General features: G+C 49.1%; 14 protein-coding genes and 1 pseudogene. 1 reads left to right on the top strand and 14 read right to left on the bottom strand.

Annotation, left to right across the window (positions count from 1 at the left end):
- Positions 1-280 precede the first annotated feature (280 nt).
- The 3 genes from NQZ67_RS17085 to NQZ67_RS17095 all read right to left on the bottom strand — a co-directional run bounded on the left by NQZ67_RS17085 (position 281) and on the right by NQZ67_RS17095 (position 4,862).
- Positions 281-694, bottom strand: coding sequence for a VOC family protein (locus NQZ67_RS17085; RefSeq protein ID WP_257448250.1), 414 nt, complete (start codon positions 692-694; stop codon positions 281-283).
- Between the two features lie 968 nt (positions 695-1,662).
- A complete protein-coding gene (locus NQZ67_RS17090) occupies positions 1,663-3,939 on the bottom strand; it encodes a preprotein translocase subunit SecA (RefSeq protein WP_257448425.1) in 2,277 nt (758 codons plus the stop codon).
- A gap of 254 nt (positions 3,940-4,193) precedes the next feature.
- Positions 4,194-4,862: a DNA alkylation repair protein gene (locus tag NQZ67_RS17095; RefSeq protein ID WP_257448255.1), complete on the bottom strand. Its 669-nt coding sequence runs from the start codon at positions 4,860-4,862 to the stop codon at positions 4,194-4,196.
- Between the two features lie 204 nt (positions 4,863-5,066).
- On the opposite strand from NQZ67_RS17095, the gene NQZ67_RS17100 reads away from it, so the two are divergent.
- Positions 5,067-5,615: a GrpB family protein gene (locus tag NQZ67_RS17100; protein WP_257448257.1), complete on the top strand. Its 549-nt coding sequence runs from the start codon at positions 5,067-5,069 to the stop codon at positions 5,613-5,615.
- Here the strand turns inward: NQZ67_RS17100 and NQZ67_RS17105 are convergent.
- From NQZ67_RS17105 to NQZ67_RS17155, 11 genes and pseudogenes are all read right to left on the bottom strand, one after another.
- On the bottom strand, positions 5,612-6,163 hold the full coding sequence (locus NQZ67_RS17105) for a dihydrofolate reductase family protein (RefSeq protein WP_257448259.1): 552 nt from the start codon (positions 6,161-6,163) through the stop codon (positions 5,612-5,614). The genes NQZ67_RS17100 and NQZ67_RS17105 overlap by 4 nt on opposite strands.
- A 148-nt stretch (positions 6,164-6,311) precedes the next feature.
- Complete coding sequence (locus tag NQZ67_RS17110; RefSeq protein ID WP_257448262.1) at positions 6,312-7,916, bottom strand: ATP-binding protein; 1,605 nt, start codon at positions 7,914-7,916, stop codon at positions 6,312-6,314.
- 104 nt (positions 7,917-8,020) lie between these two features.
- Complete coding sequence (locus NQZ67_RS17115; protein ID WP_257448264.1) at positions 8,021-9,571, bottom strand: DUF5050 domain-containing protein; 1,551 nt, start codon at positions 9,569-9,571, stop codon at positions 8,021-8,023.
- A 175-nt stretch (positions 9,572-9,746) separates the two neighbouring features.
- Positions 9,747-10,300, bottom strand: a pseudogene (ybiA, locus tag NQZ67_RS17120) (riboflavin biosynthesis intermediates N-glycosidase).
- Positions 10,301-10,508: 208 nt separating this feature from the next.
- A complete protein-coding gene (locus tag NQZ67_RS17125) occupies positions 10,509-11,375 on the bottom strand; it encodes a pentapeptide repeat-containing protein (RefSeq protein ID WP_257448265.1) in 867 nt (288 codons plus the stop codon).
- Positions 11,376-11,389: 14 nt separating this feature from the next.
- Complete coding sequence (locus tag NQZ67_RS17130) at positions 11,390-11,719, bottom strand: PadR family transcriptional regulator (RefSeq protein WP_257448268.1); 330 nt, start codon at positions 11,717-11,719, stop codon at positions 11,390-11,392.
- A 121-nt stretch (positions 11,720-11,840) separates the two neighbouring features.
- Complete coding sequence (locus NQZ67_RS17135; protein ID WP_257448270.1) at positions 11,841-12,881, bottom strand: NADH:flavin oxidoreductase; 1,041 nt, start codon at positions 12,879-12,881, stop codon at positions 11,841-11,843.
- Between the two features lie 80 nt (positions 12,882-12,961).
- The gene (locus NQZ67_RS17140; protein ID WP_257448272.1) at positions 12,962-13,390 is read right to left on the bottom strand and encodes a MarR family winged helix-turn-helix transcriptional regulator; all 429 of its coding nucleotides are present in this window, start codon (positions 13,388-13,390) and stop codon (positions 12,962-12,964) included.
- Between the two features lie 174 nt (positions 13,391-13,564).
- Positions 13,565-14,428: a sugar phosphate isomerase/epimerase family protein gene (locus tag NQZ67_RS17145; RefSeq protein WP_257448274.1), complete on the bottom strand. Its 864-nt coding sequence runs from the start codon at positions 14,426-14,428 to the stop codon at positions 13,565-13,567.
- Entirely contained in the window at positions 14,422-15,483 is a 1,062-nt protein-coding gene (locus NQZ67_RS17150; protein WP_257448276.1) for an oxidoreductase, read from the bottom strand. The genes NQZ67_RS17145 and NQZ67_RS17150 overlap by 7 nt, the downstream gene beginning before the upstream one ends.
- Before the next feature lie 33 nt (positions 15,484-15,516).
- Positions 15,517-16,281, bottom strand: a complete 765-nt coding sequence (locus NQZ67_RS17155) for a helix-turn-helix domain-containing protein (RefSeq protein ID WP_257448278.1) — start codon at positions 16,279-16,281, stop codon at positions 15,517-15,519.
- Positions 16,282-16,384: the final 103 nt, after the last annotated feature.

Raw genomic sequence — 16,384 nt, forward strand, 5'->3', positions numbered from 1 at the left:
AAAAGTCGAAATGGGTCCATCTATGAAGCCGCTCGAACGCGTCTGCTCCTCCTTTCCTCCCTTTGGCTTCTGCTTTCCAGTCCATTATAGGTAGCGCTTTCATAAACAAACAATCAATCGATCCGCCACTAGACGAACAATTCCCTTTGATAACGCTGCGTGTCGGATCTGTTTGTTCAGGAAAGGTTTGGTTGGTGGCTCGATCGAAAAAAAAGCGACATCCTGGACCGGATATTGAAGTCCTGGACTATCGCTTTTATATTTGAAATGGATGAATAATTTACCAGCTGACTTTTCCAGCAGCATGTTTATAAAAAGGAGATTCTTTTTTCTCACAGTAAAAAGCGATTCGATTCCCGCTAGGATCCATTATAAACAGCTCATTCATGACACCATGATCATGGGTCTCGATAATCTCTATCCCTTTGCGCTCTAGGTGATTTCTTAATTCAACGAAATCATCCGTCTCAAAGTGATAATAGTTGTGGGGCTGATTATTTTGAACCGGGAACTCTAAAGGAACAAGCTTTTGAACTTGTATGAGTGCTAATAGCGTTTCACCTGACTTGAAGCTTAAGCTAGCACCCTCCCCCCAATCTTCAATTAATTGAAGGTCAAAACATTCTTTATACCAATCGATGCTTTTCTTTAAGTTTAAGACAGGTATGAATACGGCACCAACACGTAATTTCATTCAATTAATCCTCCATTTTGAAATTTTCTAACTCAATCATATCGTTATAAATCAGACGCTGGTTATTCGCTAATTCAATATCTCGATGGAAATGACCGAAAAACCATTTTTTATAGTCCAGTCGATTTTGAATCGCTTGAAAAAAATGATGCATGGCGTCACCCTCATAATTGTAATGGTGATTAATATTTAACCACCTTAAAGATTACATCCCTCTCTCTTGTTGAATATCGCTAGTTTACTTATTGGAAATCCTTTGTATATAGGACCTTATCCAAATATAATAACCAATATCAACCAACGCGTATATAATGACATCAGTAATGTTTGTATTTTCAGTGTAAAACCATCCACCTAAAATAAAGGAGTCAATTAACAAAAGGAATGTAAAAACAATTACAGATATAATGATTAGTCTTATGCTAATCGGTAGACTTAAACAAATAAACCTGTCAATAAAATCAACGTTATCGCCATTGCTGTTGGCCTTATAACAGAAAATAATCCCTGCAGTGTGTACGAAAACCATTTCTAACGAACTAATAAAATCATAAAGGTTCAAATCTGACCCAATATACTTACTAAATTCGAGGGTTAACACGTTTAATAAAAAAAAGACTATGAAGTATTTCATTTTTTGATATTGGGATAATGTATTTCCTTCTAGTTCACGCGCTAAAGCCTTTACGTCCCAAAGATACATAACTGAACCTCCACTTGTTTTGGCTACACAACAAACTTCGCCCAAATGATTACATTATTTTGTCGTATCGCTACAACTTTTAATCATCGCCGTTCAACGGAAGTGTTATAAGATCAGAAATATCTTGGGACGCCTATACATAGAAGACGGTTGCGCATCTCTTCCTAATACAAAAACGGACCACCGATTCGGCAGCCTCGTATTAGTTATGCGATCCACCCTCCTAATGAGTGGAGTATTGAAATCGTTCGTTCGTTTCGCTGCATCAATATTTTGAAAGTTTTAATATCGGTCTCAAAATCTTGCGTATTCCAAAAGCAAACACTGTCGTTGGGGTCCATGAGCTGCGCTTATTCTCGATGTATTGATCGTTGATGATATAGGTGCGAGTGGAAGTTGGGCTTTGAAGACCAAACTCTTCCCACTTCGCCGGATCATTCGATCCTCCGAGCTTTACAAGCATATTCGCCGACTCGCTATCGATTTTAGCTGCCATTTGATCGTATGCTTGGGTAATTTGGGCATGAAATTCGTCGATCGGATTGCCGCTGGCAAGGCCCTCCAAGTGGATACCTTCGCGGATGTAAGCAGCGTATGCAAGATGGTCAGCCCAGAATTCATCCATATAAAAAAGCCGTACCCGCTGCTCCGAAGGGCTCATCGGCTTCTCGCCTCTCAGAACACCAAGTCTCTCCGCATATAAAATCCGCCTCTGATCCTCCACCATATCCGAATAACTGTTCAGTTCCTTGCGGATATGGAAGTTTTGGCCCATAACAACGCGCTGAAGATGCGCGATCTTGCTGCTGAGCAAGGGCTCATCGAGAGCTTCATCCTGTCTAGGGACGCGAAACGCCTTATGAATGCCAAACCGAAGCATTAACTCATCCTCTAAGCTTACGTAAAATACGGAGTCGCCCGGATCGCCTTGGCGGCCCGAACGCCCGCGGAGCTGGTCGTCGATCCGCACACTTTCGTTTACATGTGTACCAATCACATACAACCCGCCCAGCTTGGCGACAGCTTCTGCTTGCGTGGGGTTGCCGCCGCCTAGCCGAATGTCGACGCCGCGTCCCGCCATATTCGTTGACACCGTCACGGCACCGACTTCTCCCGCTTTGGCGATGATCGCGGCTTCCTCTGCGTCGTTTTTTGCATTCAGAACATGGCAAGATACATCTGCATCAGCCAGCGCCTCCGCCAGTATGTCGGACTCCTCGACGCTCGACGTACCGATGAGTATGGGATGTCCCGTTGCATGGACGGACGAGATTTCATCTACAAGAGCCTTAAGCTTGGCTTCTTTATGGGTATATATCCGGTGCGGATGGTCGATCCGTATGCTTGGCCGGTTCGGGGGCATTTGTACGACCTGCAGCGCATAAACATCTTCGAATTCCATTGCGGAAGCATACGCGGTGGCCGTCATACCGCTAATCTTCGGATACAGACTAATAAAGTGTTGCAGGGTGATCATTCCGAGAATTTTCCCGCCCGCTACGGACTGCAGGCCTTCTTTGGCGGCAAGCGCGGCTTGCAACCCGTCCGGCAAATACCTATTCTCCGCCACGCGACCGGTATATTCTTCAATCAGCTCGATTTTGCCGTCCCGGACGATGTAATTGACGTCTTTTTTTAATAACGATTCCACATGCAACGCGCAATTCAATGAGCTTAACAAATGACTGTTGTGATTCTCGTACAAATTCCCGCAACCTAGCAGTGCCTCCGCTTTCGCTGAGCCTGCTTCATTCAAGTACACGTTCCGCCCAAACTCATCGAAGTCATAATGCTCCGCTTTCTCAAGCTGCCGAGCCACTTCAGCGAAACGCATGCGACCGTCGCTGGAAGAGCTCGACTCGCCGGTGATGACTAGTGGCACCCGCGCTTCGTCGAGAAGCAGTGAATCCGCTTCGTCGACGATGACATAATGGAAAGGACGATGCACGGTGTCGGCTTCGTTCAATGCGATCGTATCGCGCAAATAATCGAAGCCCGCCTCTTTAGCCGTAACATAAGTTATATCCTTGCCATACGCTTCCTGTTTTTGGGGCAGACTCATACCCGCTTGAACCGAGTCAACTGTTAACCCAAGGAAACGATAGATTGGACCCATCCACTCCGCATCCCGCCTTGCCAAATAATCATTGAAAGTCAGCACATGAACGCCTTTGCCGGTCAGCGCATTTAAATAGGCGGGCAGAACGGCAGAGAGCGTTTTTCCTTCTCCGGTATGCTGTTCAATCACAAATCTTTCGTACAGAGCGATGGCAGCCATGATCTGGACGTCATAGGGCTTTAATCCGAGCTTTCTCTTCGCCGCCTCGCAGACTAACGCATAAGCATCGACAAGCAGCTCATCCAAAGGCGTACCCATTTTTGCTTCTTTTTGCAGCCGGAGGGATTCCGCTTGAAGCTTCTCATCATCCCATGCTTCCAAGTTCCGTTTCCTAATGAGCTTCCCTTTGTCCTGATAGACTTTGAGCTTATTCTGGTTATCGCGGTCTTTGATCTTCTTCATCAACTTGGCGGCTAAATTCATCGGAATTTGATCCCTCCTCGGCAGAACTACACGCGACTCTATTATGGCTGAGTTATAATCATTTGGAGTTTTGAGTTTTAGTATAACACTCATACCCAAAATTTTTGTATTGTTGGGATATTTACAATCACGCGGCAGCGCGGCAACAGCTTTTACTCAAACAAACAACGGCAACTGGTTGGTGACCAGCTGCCGTCGCGCTTATCCCGTAAACCGGAATTGAATGGAGCCAATATTTCCCTATTACCAATAAGCTAATGATTTTGTCGTTTGTTAACTTCAATCGTAATAAACTCAGGTAAATAGTTGGGAGTACATCCTTTTGAGACCATTTCATCTTTGTAAAGACCCGTTATCTCACCCAGTTTAATACAACGTGCACGATAATTTTCATCATAAACGCCTATCCAGCCTGCGGTGAAATTCATGGCCCATTGAACCTCCGGTTCTTCCTGCGCAATAGTAGCCTCTAATTTAGATAGCAAGTCTGCGGTGTTATCAGGCGGTGTTTGTCCAGTCCATCTCAATCGCGCGTGATAATACCAGTAAGCTCGCCTTTGAAGAGCAGAACGGCTATTTTCCCATGACTCCATGAAAGCAATTGTCTTCTTGTCTTTGGTGAGCTGATTAGCCATTAACCAATCCATTAAGTTATTTCGTTCATCAAATGTATGAGTCTGCATATCCTTATCAAGCTTATTTAGCAGTTCTTGTGAAAGAAGTTTTTTATCCATAATTAGGATTGCTAATAGTCTGGGCAAAAACTTTTCGGTTGACCAAAGTTCTAATGCTAGTTCGTGATCTTTTTTAATGTCCTTTGCGATTTTTCGTAAGTCGCCTAGTTTAGTGTTACTATCGATCTGGGATAGAATGTTTTCTGCTTTTGAAGTACGTTTGATTTCTGTGCCTTTATTTTCATTCATTATTTACAACTCCTTTAATTAAACATCTTTGATAACTTTATATTACCGCATAATAGGGGTTACTCATCGCACTTTTAACTAACCTGCCCAACTCAACGACAGAAGGAGCAGCTGCTTCGGTGGCAGACTGCTCCTGGATCATTAAACTTTGGTCTAGTTGATTGCAGATCTTGATGTTACACGAATTGGAAAGGAAGATGATCAATGTCTGCGCAAAAGCATTATAGTGTCAAAGTCGTTCCTTACAACGAAAATTGGCCTTTGGAATTTGAAAAAGAGAAGCAACGATTGCTTGAAGCTCTAGGTTCACACATCATCACAATCGAACATACCGGCAGTACCTCTATCCCCAACCAAGAAGCCAAACCGATCATCGATATGTACGCTGGCGTTCGTTCATTGCTTAATGCTGAGGATTATGCAGGCTTGCTTAGTAAGTCGGATTACTTCCATGTTGAAGCAGGTATGACCGGGCGGCATCTATTTGCAAAGGAAATTGAAGGTGTGCGAACGCATCATTTGCATATCCTGCCGATCAAGGGATTTTACGAAAGAAAAGAATTTCTATTTCGTGATTACCTCCGTGAACATCCTGAACTGGTCAAGGAATACGGTGAACTGAAGCGTGTGCTGGCCAAAGAATACCATTCCGACCCGGATGGCTACACTCGAGCAAAAACAGCCTTTATTCAACGAGTGGATGATTTGGCTCGGTTAGAACGTGGACTCCCGCTTCGAAATGTTTGGGATTAGTTATGCCGGTACACGAGCTGTACGACGCCTGAGGAAAACGTTTTGGTATGAACCAGTTTGAGATTCAACCTCTGTTTTATATCCTCGAACAGCGGTTTTCCCTCTCCCAAAACAACTGGGTGAACCGATAATCTAAATTCATCGACAAGATCTAAATGGATAAAGGTTGTAATAAGACTTGCGCCGCCATATAGCCAGATATTTTTACCAGGCTTATTCTTTATTTCATTTACTTTCTCAAGGATTTGATCATTAATATAAATGGCATTTTGATCCGTCCCCTGTTGCGTCCTGGAAAACACATATTTCTTTTTACTATGAAACGCTTCCCAAAGCTCTTTTTCGGAATCATCCGCATGCTCCAGTTCCGGAGTATATTGCCCCCATAAATCATAGCTTTTTCTTCCATAGAAGATCGTATCAATCGAGTTCAAGAAATGATGGAACCCCATCTCGGCGTCCATAATGCACCAATCGATTTCACCGTTTTTCCCTTCAATAAAGCCATCCAAAGTTACAGCCAAATCTAATACGATTTTTCGTTCCATGATCCGTGCTCCTCTCGTTCATCTAACACCCATTATAGACATCAAATACGTCATCTAATGTCATATTCAATATAGAAGGGGTCAAAAAAAACAACAAAAGCCGCGATCATCATCGAAATGATCTCGGCTTTAGCTTTTGGCGTTCTTGTCACTCGTTTGGCAGTTCGATCGTAAACTCCGTTCCCTCGTTAACGACCGACTTGAACGATATTTTGCCCCCATGGGCTTCTAGGATGCGATAACATATGGATAACCCCAGACCGAGACCGGTCTCTTTCGTCGTGACGAACGGCGTGAATGCATCCTTGGCTTGGCTCTCTGACATGCCTTTGCCGTTGTCTGCCACCTTAATGATGACGGCTCCGTTCGAGTGAAGGAGGCGAAGCCGAATGTTCCCGCCGTCTGGCATCGCCTCCATTGCGTTCTGCAACAGGTTGATCAATACTTGCTTGATTTGCGCGCCATCAACGACAAGCTCCACGCTCGCATCCGTCTCTTGTTCATACCGGAGGACGGTGTTTGTCAGTTTTGCTTGCGAGCTCATGAACAGGATGGTATCTTTCATTAGCTGATTCATATTAACCGACTTCTTCTGAGGCGGGCTGGGCTTAGCCATCATAACGAAGTCGGACACTAGCCGATTCAAGTCTTGGAGCTCCGATTGCATGATGGAGACGTAACGAGCGCTGGATTCATGCAAGTCATCCCTCTTCTTCAACATTTGGATGAAGCCCATAATCGTCGTTAACGGATTGCGAATCTCGTGGGCGACTCCCGCCGCCAGCTTGCCGATCGCGCTTAGCTTCTCGTAAGTCAAAATTTGATTTTCAAGCTCCGCTCTCTCCGTAATGTCTCTCACCTGAAGATAAGCGCCGGCAAGAAACCCTAGCTCATCCATAATAGGCACGGAATCGAGCAAGCAAATCCGCTTCGAATGATCAGCCATCGTAAAGACGCACTCCTTGTTCTCGATTAAGAGTTGTTCATCTAACGATTGCCTGATAAAAGGCGCAAATGCCTTCGCTACGGTGTATGGCCTTCCTATGACCTGGGCGCGGTCAACTTCCGCCACTCTTCCCGCTGCCTCGTTCAACTCTATAACGATGCCGTCACGGTCCGTCACGACAATCCCGCTGTTCACGGAATGGATAATCAAATGGTTCAGCAAGTATTGATAGCGATGCCGGCGATTAAGCGCAATCTCCCTCTCAATGGCTTCCGCCATATTAGACAGCAAGGCAAGCGCATACGGGCTATGATGGTCAGTGGTTGTCATCATGGCAAGGGTACCGGAAAGACCGCCTCTCTCCGGAGGGAACAGGAAGGGTACGCAATAACAAGCAACGCCTCGTAATGGAAGATGATAATGATCATCGCCGATCAGCTGAATGGAGTGATGATGCATAAGCGCCAAGCTAATGGCATTCGTCCCCATTTCTTCCTCGCTAATTTGGATCCCCACCGTGATACCAATCTCATCTAATTCGCCGGATAGATTCTCGTCGCCGAAACACTCTAATACCGTTCCTTCATTGTCGGTTAGGAAGATAACGACCGGCGTGCCATTCAGATCGCGGATCGTGCTTTCCCCAAAAGTCTTCATTACCGTAAAATACTCTTCATATTTCTGTTTTCGATTGCGTAATTCCGTCTCTCCCAGCTTCTCGATTAGCGCGGGTATGACATCACGGCGCAATCCTCTCTCGAAACATCGCTGCTTCGATTCATGAATAATGTTGTTGGTCCGGTTCACTCTTTCATCTCCGTCTTTTATCCTTGAAATAATATCTATTATAGTACGAATGTCCCAATCTCGCACTACCCTAGGACGCACCGAAAGAGATGACGAGGAATAACTTAGCGATTTATTTTATAAAAGGTATTTTTTTCGCTTTGGAGTATAACTCCATCTTCTGATGTCACAACACGTGAGATCGGATCCGCCACTTTCAGCGACAGGCGGCCTGAGCCTTCCAGCAGAACGACACCACTCCCGCTGCCCAGCTGACTTATGAGGTAATGATCGACTACTTGGACGCTGGCGACCGGCGATGCCCATACCCGCACATCTTCTCCGTTTGAATTGAGTTTGTATAGCGCGTACTGGGTTGAATTCAGCTTCGTTGTGTAGAATAGGTTGCCGTCCACGCTATCGAACCAGGATACGGCATGCTCGGACAGCTTCATGGCATTCGTACCGTCTAGTTTAGACGAATATAACGCTTGATTATCGTCTTTATTAATGTAGTACAGCTTATTATCAAGAATGCGGAACCAGCTGACAGACGCATCAACGATCTTCTCGGTTTTGTTTGTTTTCAGGTTGATTCGATAGATGGAATACGGGTCACTTGGGAGTGGTTGACATAACACGTATACGTCATCGCCGACTACCGTCGTTGCGGTAAGGCCATTCTGCGTAACATATTGGGCGAATGACAAATCCGGGTCGCCTACACGAACACGATCGCTGCCTTCTTCAAAATAAAGGGTCCCATCATCATAATTGAAGCCAAGATCTACGATCAGCGTTCCGTAAGGCGTATCACGGAAATCGAGATAACCATCGTGTACCATCTTGGCCTCCCCGTTGTCCTCGATTTTCACGAATCTGTCGCTGCCCGAGACTCCCCCTCCGAGATGGTAGGTAAACCACAGCGCTTTGTCGCGAATTTGAAACGTTACTTTTTCCGGCTGCCATTCTTCTCCTGAACCTTCGAAGCTATAAGAATAGATCTCTTCCTTGGCCGAAGGCTGTTTAACGGGCGACCGATAGATACGATTCGTTGTGCCGGACGTCTGAACGAAATAATAATACCCCTCAAATAGAGCGACGCCGTTATCGGCGGCAAATGACGGCAGGCCCACTGATTGGAGCTGCGGATTGTGAGACGTAATGCTTAGGCCGCTGTCAGTATTCCACTTATAATCCCACCCGAATTCATCATGCGCGAATCGCCAGGTTAGAGGAAAGTACGTGATGTTGCGGAAGCTTAACAACGGATAAGGTTCCTTTGAATTGTTAATCTTCTTCCCATTGACCGTGATGGCCGATGTGGAGATCTTCGCGGTGTACGCGGCCGCATTGCGGCTCTCGGTTTTATAAGGCTCATAAGATGACGTCACTTGGCTCTGTTGAATGTTTAAGCCTGCTGCTTGCGACCAACTGGCCTCCAATCCTAACAATCGGGTATCGTTCCAGGTCATTGGAATATAGGTTATTCCTCGATAAACCAGCAGCGGATATTCCCGATTTCGATTTTCGACCAGATGGCCGTTTAGCTTCACTTCGAATGTGGGGAGTGTTACCTTGACGTTTGTACTCGCGGCGTTCGTCTGTCCCGCAGGCAGAAGCAAGCCCGCGAACAATGAAAGCGTGACCGCATAGTTCAACCACTTTATTTTCATTTTTTATCATCCACCTTTCTACAAAGCATAAACGCCTGTTGGGAGTAAGAGGTTGCCAGTTAATCGAAAAAAAGCCGCGATATACGCGGCTCTTGTAAATACTCTATTATCTCGAATAATGAGTAACAGCGAAACAATAAACGAGAGGAGTGCATGTAGATCTCCCTCCTTTTTTCTAAATCACGCCCGATAAACGATCTCGAGCCTCGGTTATTGCGAAGCCAAGTAAGTTTTTACCTTGCCATAACATCGGATTATTTACGTTAGGATGATCTTTTGCTAGACCGATCCCCCAGATCCGATCTACTGGGCTTGCCTCTACAAAGATCCGATTTTTACTATTCATGATAAATTCCAATAGAGCTGGGTTTTGCTCAAATTTTGATAGGTTGCCTTGCAGCACAATATCGTAACAGCGAACATCCCATATCTCTTCATTAAACCCTTTAATTGCGCGTCCATATGCCTTCATTTCTTTAGGGTGCTTCGCCTTCATAATGGCCTCCAGCATCTCTTCATCCCCAAAAAGCCTTGCCTTCTCAGCCATCATGTACTGCTCGGCGCAGCTATATTGCTCATCGTTGACTCGAAATGAGTTTTCCACCATTGGCTTAAACAACTAACGTTAATCGTTCCATCGGCCATTGGAGTATGCCCCCAGAAAAAAAGAAACTTCATCTTCTCCCCGGCTTCATAAGCATGCTGTAGATCTTTAAGTGTATAGTACATGGCAATATCTCGCTTTCTTACGGAGAATATAGTTCTGCTTCCCCCGCTGGATTGGTTACATCTAACAAGATTGTACCAAGCAAGCTCTTATTTGGTTTGGTAAAGTTTCATTTAAAGCCTTTGATAACCAAAGCAAAATGCATGCCAAAAACCCAGCACCCGCAAGGTACCGGGGAAACACCCTCATCGCAAAAATTAAAATGTTGGCTTATTTAACGGTAACGTTCGTAAGATCGGCTTCCATGCCTTTGAGCGCGGCATAAGTCAGTTTATCCATCACGGCGCCGTCGAAGTTGATCGTTTTGATGGCTCGGAAGTATTTTTTGGTCAGCGTAAACCCCGGATGGAAGGACACATTCTTCAGAGTCGCGCCTCTGAACGTCACGTCGTTCAAGCCGCATTTCTCAAACTTGACGCCGATAAAGGTTTGCCCGTCCAGACACAGGCCGGTCAGATCCGAATATTTGAACTCCACGCCGTCAAATATACAGTTCGCGAAGGTTGTTTTTCTCAGATCCGTCGTATGCAGCTTCACGTCTGTTAATTTGGCGTCTTGGAAGGTTGCCCCCTCCAGCCCCGACGAGCTGAAGTTGGTGCGTACCAGGATCGATTTTTTGAAGCTCGCATTCGAGAGGTCCAAGGCGGAAAAGCTGCAGTCGGTAAGGTTGGAGCCGTCAAAGTTCGCTTCGCGTACATCGCTGCCCGCAAACTTGCTGCCGGTCAAATCCGCGTTCGAAAAGTCGGAGCCTCGCAAGGCGCTCCCGGAAAACTCTCCCTTATGCGCTTTAACTCCGGCGAAGTCGCTCATCTGCAGATTGCTTCCGCTAAAATTGGTTACGACTTGGCGCTCGAGCGACCGCGATAAGTTCGCTACCTCAAGCACCGTCTCCTCGATATCGCCGATGCTGTCGATCGTCATCTCGAAAGCCGTGTCATCGTCCTTGCCCTCGCTCTTGAGCTCACGGTAACGTTCCTGCAGATCGGAATGCAGATCCGACTTCAATTCCTCGACGCTTTTCACCCCATCGTAAGGCGCGAACACGCCATTCAGGTAGCTGGTCAATTTCTCGTTCAAATCATCCACTCCTCTTATAATAATTGTTCAAGGACGCGTTTCGCGTATTCCCAGTTGTTTTTGTTGCGTTCGTAGGTTTCTTTGCCCTTCTCGGTAATTCGAAAATATTTGCGCCGGCCGCCTTGCGATTCGTCACCCCAATACCACTCGATATCGCCTTCCGCTTCAAGCCGCCTAACGCTGGAGTACATCGTTGCTTCCTTTAGTTCGTATTCTCCGCCAGAGCGCTCCGCAATCACTTTGACAATTTCGTACCCGTAGCGATCGGATTCGGATAGGAGTCGCAAAATCATCGTATCGGTATGTCCGCGCAGCAGGTCGGATGTAATTTTATTTTCGCTCATTTCATCACCCCGCAAATCTATAATACGTTACACTACTGTGACTGTCAAGGTACTAACCGATATACAAAAAAACGAGGAGGCCCTTCCTTCAAAAGGAATGGCCTCCTCGTTCATATATACATTAATGTAAGGTTTGGAGCGCCTCAGGCGTGAACGGAATAAGCTCCTCCACCCTGCCTTCGCTAATCTTCTTGACCCAAGCCGGATCCGCGAGCAGCGCTCGGCCGATGGCGACAAGATCGAACTCCTGATTCTCCAGCTTGGGAATCAGGCCGTCCAAGCTTGCGTTCCCCGAGCCGCTTCCCGTCGAGAAGAAGGTCGACACGTCCCCCTCCAAGCCGACGGATCCCACCATGATGGTCGGTTTGCCGGTCAGCTGCTTCACCCAGCCCGCGAAATTCAGCTCGGAGCCTTCGAATTCCGGTTCCCAGAACCGTCGCGTCGAGCAATGGAAGATATCCACGCCGGCTTCTACCAGCGGCGCGAGAAACTGCTTTAACTCCTCCGCCGATTGCACGAGCTTCGCCGAATAGTCGATCCCCTTCCATTGCGAGATGCGCAGGATGATCGGGAAATCGGGGCCAACGGCTTCGCGGCAAGCTTTGACGACCTCCGCGGCGAAGGTCGTGCGGTCTACGAAGCTGCCTCCGTACCGATCCGTCCGCTGGTTTGTTTTCTCCCAGAAGAACTGGTCGATCAAATAACCATGAGCGCCATGCAGCTCAATGCCGTCAAAGCCCAGACGCTTGGCCTCCGCAGCTGCTTTTGCGAATTCCTGCACGATTCCGGCAATTTCTTCTTCGGAGTATTCGTTCACGTTGCCGCGTGCGCCCATATGCCAGATTTGAGGAACGATCTTGCCTCCCGCGGCGTGCACCTCGGACACAACATTCGCCCAGCCGTTCAGGGCAGCTTCCCCGTAGAAGAACGGGACATCCTTCTGATTGCTCGAATCGGCATGGTTTATGACCGTGCCCTCCGTTACGATAAGTCCGACTCCGTTCTCCGCCCTCCGACGGTAATAAGCCGCCACATCCGGTCCGGGAACGCCGTTCGGCGATTTTTGACGCGTCATCGGCGCCATTACCGTTCGGTTAGATAAGGATAGAGTTCCGAGTGTAAATGGACGGAACAAGGCTTGCACCGTTTGCGTGTTCGACATGATAAACCCTCCACTTCTCTTTTTAAAAGCATGCGCATGCATATAAATTACCGAAATAAAAGCTTCCTGTCAAGAAGCCTTTACCTTAAAAGTTTTTGAATGAGACCTTCCAGCTCGAATAAGACACCTTCGCGTCCAAGCTCCGCATGCAATACCTCATTCACTGTCGCTAAAGCTTGCTGAACCTTCTGCTCGCCTGACTCGGTTATTCGTGTATAAATGCCGCGTCGATCATTGGAGCAAGAATGCCGTTCCAGCGCTCCGACATTCGGCGCTTCCATGCGGTCCACAAGACGCGACGTAGCGCTTTGACTTAAGCCCACCATCTCTTGGAGCTGCTGCAGCCGCAGCTCTTTGCATGGCGAGTTGGCTACGAATTTAAGGACGTAAAATTCCTTTAAGGAAATATCATATTGCTTCAGCAGCGCTTGCTCCAACTTATCGTTGACGCTGGTATGGATATGGGATATGGACAGCCAAAGATCCAGACGCTCGTTGTTGTAATGCAAGATTGGACCACCCCGTAACTAATTGTTGGTATCGTCGTCTTATTGTAGCAAGCTTGCCCGGAATGGTCAAAAGTCGTTTTTTTACGCCATAACGTAGAGGCAGCCTCGGACGAAAGGTCCTAGACTGCCTCCGAATATTCTATAATCCCTCTTAACTATGCAGCCTGCAGGGAGTTATAGCGACGTGAGCGAGAAGGCCGCTTGCAGCTTCTCAAGCCCAAGCTTGGCAACTTCGACCGCGCCGAGATCTCCGTAGCTTTCCATGAACAGCTCCAGTGACAGATAGCCGGCGTATCCGTTCTGATGAAGCAGCTGGGCAAGCTGTCCCAGCGGCGCGACGCCGTCACCCGGGAACAGGCGATCGGCGTCGGCGATCGTCTCCCTTGGCGGCGTCGCTCCGTAATCATTGGCGTGTACAATGCCGATATTCCGCCCTGCTACCTCATGGAGCGAGTCCAGCTTCGAGCCGCCGGTATACAGATGGAACGGATCCAGAAGCAGCTTCGCCTCCGAAGCTTCGAGCGAGCGCAGCACCTCCAGCGTCTGCTCGAGCGTGTTCAGCCGTGCGGCTCTTCCCCAAAACTCCAGATAAGGCTCGACGCCAGCCTCTGCCCCGAGCTTAGCCAGCTCGGCGAAGCGCTGGGCGAACTCATGGGGCGTCACGCCTTCCACGTCGCCGAATGGCGGAGCCGCGACCGCCAGGCAGCCTAGCTCGGCCAGAAGCTCCATTTCGCGTTTCGCCTGAAGAAGCGCTTCCTCGCGTACGCGCTCGTCCCGATCCGCCCAGCGGAAGAATGCGATGGCGTTCGGAATGGCGATGCCTAACGCTTCGACTTCATTCCGAAGCGTGCTCAGCGAATGTCCCTCGTCCACGTAGGCCTCGACATCTCGTACCCAGATCTCATACCCGTCGTAACCGGCTTCGGCCGCAACGCGGAGCTGCTGATCCAGCCTCAGCCCGAACGGCATCAGCGTCGAAGCATTCAACGCGCTCTTGAACGGGAATTGACGCTCCCCAAGCTTCATGCTCTCTACCATGTCACGTGTACCGTCCTTCCTTCCTTGCTGCTTATAAGGCCGAGTTCGATCAAGCGGATAGCATCCCGCGCCTCCTCCGGCTTCACGTCAAGCTCGGCCAATCCGAGAATATGCTCGGCCACATTGCGATAGTAATGCTGATAGCCGCCCGCCAGGGTCTGAACGCTGCCGACAAAACGAAGACCGCCCACGACCGTATCCAGCTTGCCGTACCGTTCTTCCCGTTCAAGGCCGTACCCGGCGTCAAGCGGAGTCCGCCCCGCCTTCAGCTCCTCCTCCTGCGGATCCTCGCCGTATTTGACGAAGGATCCCTCCGTGCCGTGCAGCGCGTAACGGGGTCCCGGTTGACGAATAAGCAGCGAAGAACGCAGCCTGACGTTCAGCCGATCGGGATATCCCAACGTGACCTCGAAGCCGTCGTCCGCTCCTGCCCCGTCCCGCTGCGTGCGAATGTCGGCCGTAATGGTAGCCGGCTTGCCGAATAAACACAAGGCTTGATCGATCAAATGCACGCCAAGATCGTAAAATACGCCGGAGCCGAGCTGCTCGCCGGCATCGCGCCACCTCTTCGAAGCGACGTGCGGACTGTAGCGATCCCACCGGAATTCGGCCTCGCTCATGCGTCCAAGACTGCCGGACCGCAGCAATTGCCGTACCGTCATGTAATCGCCGTCCCAGCGCCGGTTATGGAATACGCTGATGACTTTTCCCTGGCGGCGGGCAAGCTCAATGAGCTCGTCCGCTTCCGCCGACGTCGCCGAGAACGGCTTCTCAACGACTACATGCTTGCCGGCCAGCAGCGCATCCTTCGCGAACGAATAATGATTCGTGCTTGGCGTCGCGACGACAACCAGGTCGATGTCCGGATCGTCATACAAGGACTGGGCGCTTCTGACCACCTCGACATGCGGGTAACGTTCCTTCGAGGTTTCCGAGCCGCGCTCGACCACCTTCGTCAAAGCAAGCTCCTGCACGGCTGATATAACGGGAGCGTGAAAGACGCGTCCGGCGAAGCCATATCCGATCAGCCCCACTCTTAACGGTTGTTGGATCATCGGCGTCCTCTCCTTCCTTCACGAGGTTATGGGCTAAAGCCCCTGCTTGTCCTGCTTGTCATTCAGCATCGCGGCGTTGAACAAAATCCGATTTTGCGGATACGGCGTATCGCCTTCCCCGATCGGATGCAATTCGCTATACCACGGATTAAAATATTTGCGCCGGTATTCCACAGCCGTAATCCCTTTCACCTGCTTAAATACGCGGTAAAAATAATTTTCGTCCGAATACCCGAGAGAATAAGCAATCTCCTTGACGCTTCGCTCCTCATGCAGCAGCAGCTGGCAAGCCCGCTCGATCTTCCGGTGAACGATCGTCTCTCTGGGAGATCGCCCCGTGAATCGCACGAAGCTTCTGGAGAGATGCTCATGCGTCCAGCCTACGCTCGCGGCTAGCTCGTCGACCGTAAGCGGAGCGCCCAGATGCTTGTCGATATAGTCCAGCGCCTTGGCGATCTGAGGCGGAATAGCCTCTTCCGGCCGGTCCGCAGGGCTGTCTTCGGCAAGACTGTCCAGCTCCTCGAGCAGCGTCAGAAGCAGCAAGCCGGCCCGCCGGCGAAAGTTGCCTGGATGCAAGTACGCCACCAGCATCAACTGCTTCATCAGATTGGCAAGCAGCTCGTCCCCGGAACGTATAATCGGAGGGCCGCCCCGCTGCAGCAGCCGAAGAGGCGGAGCTTCGGTCTCCGCCCCTTCGAAGGTAAAGTGGACGAACAGGTGCCTGGAGGGCTGGCCAGGGTCATAGCGGTATTCATGCCGTTCCCCGGGGCGGGTCACGATGAAGCTGGGCTCGTTCAAGGGGAGCTCTTGCGATTCGAGAATATATAGACTTCGGGTTCCGTAGGGGAAATAAAGCAGCTCGTAATCATGAAGCGTTCGCTCGGCCAGCCCCGTCCCCGCC

Source organism: Paenibacillus soyae (genome assembly GCF_024623455.1).
GTDB classification, from domain to species: Bacteria; Bacillota; Bacilli; order Paenibacillales; family Paenibacillaceae; genus Pristimantibacillus; species Pristimantibacillus soyae.

Excerpts from the sequence above, each read along its gene's own strand:
- NQZ67_RS17130 (WP_257448268.1), bottom strand. The coding sequence starts at position 11,719 with ATGAGCGAAAATAAAATTACATCCGACCTGCTGCGCGGACATACCGAT.
- NQZ67_RS17085 (WP_257448250.1), bottom strand. The coding sequence starts at position 694 with ATGAAATTACGTGTTGGTGCCGTATTCATACCTGTCTTAAACTTAAAG.
- NQZ67_RS17135 (WP_257448270.1), bottom strand. The coding sequence starts at position 12,881 with ATGTCGAACACGCAAACGGTGCAAGCCTTGTTCCGTCCATTTACACTC.
- NQZ67_RS17150 (WP_257448276.1), bottom strand. The coding sequence starts at position 15,483 with ATGATCCAACAACCGTTAAGAGTGGGGCTGATCGGATATGGCTTCGCC.
- NQZ67_RS17090 (WP_257448425.1), bottom strand. The coding sequence starts at position 3,939 with ATGAATTTAGCCGCCAAGTTGATGAAGAAGATCAAAGACCGCGATAAC.
- NQZ67_RS17095 (WP_257448255.1), bottom strand. The coding sequence starts at position 4,862 with ATGAATGAAAATAAAGGCACAGAAATCAAACGTACTTCAAAAGCAGAA.
- NQZ67_RS17100 (WP_257448257.1), top strand. The coding sequence starts at position 5,067 with ATGTCTGCGCAAAAGCATTATAGTGTCAAAGTCGTTCCTTACAACGAA.
- NQZ67_RS17145 (WP_257448274.1), bottom strand. The coding sequence starts at position 14,428 with ATGGTAGAGAGCATGAAGCTTGGGGAGCGTCAATTCCCGTTCAAGAGC.
- NQZ67_RS17105 (WP_257448259.1), bottom strand. The coding sequence starts at position 6,163 with ATGGAACGAAAAATCGTATTAGATTTGGCTGTAACTTTGGATGGCTTT.
- NQZ67_RS17115 (WP_257448264.1), bottom strand. The coding sequence starts at position 9,571 with ATGAAAATAAAGTGGTTGAACTATGCGGTCACGCTTTCATTGTTCGCG.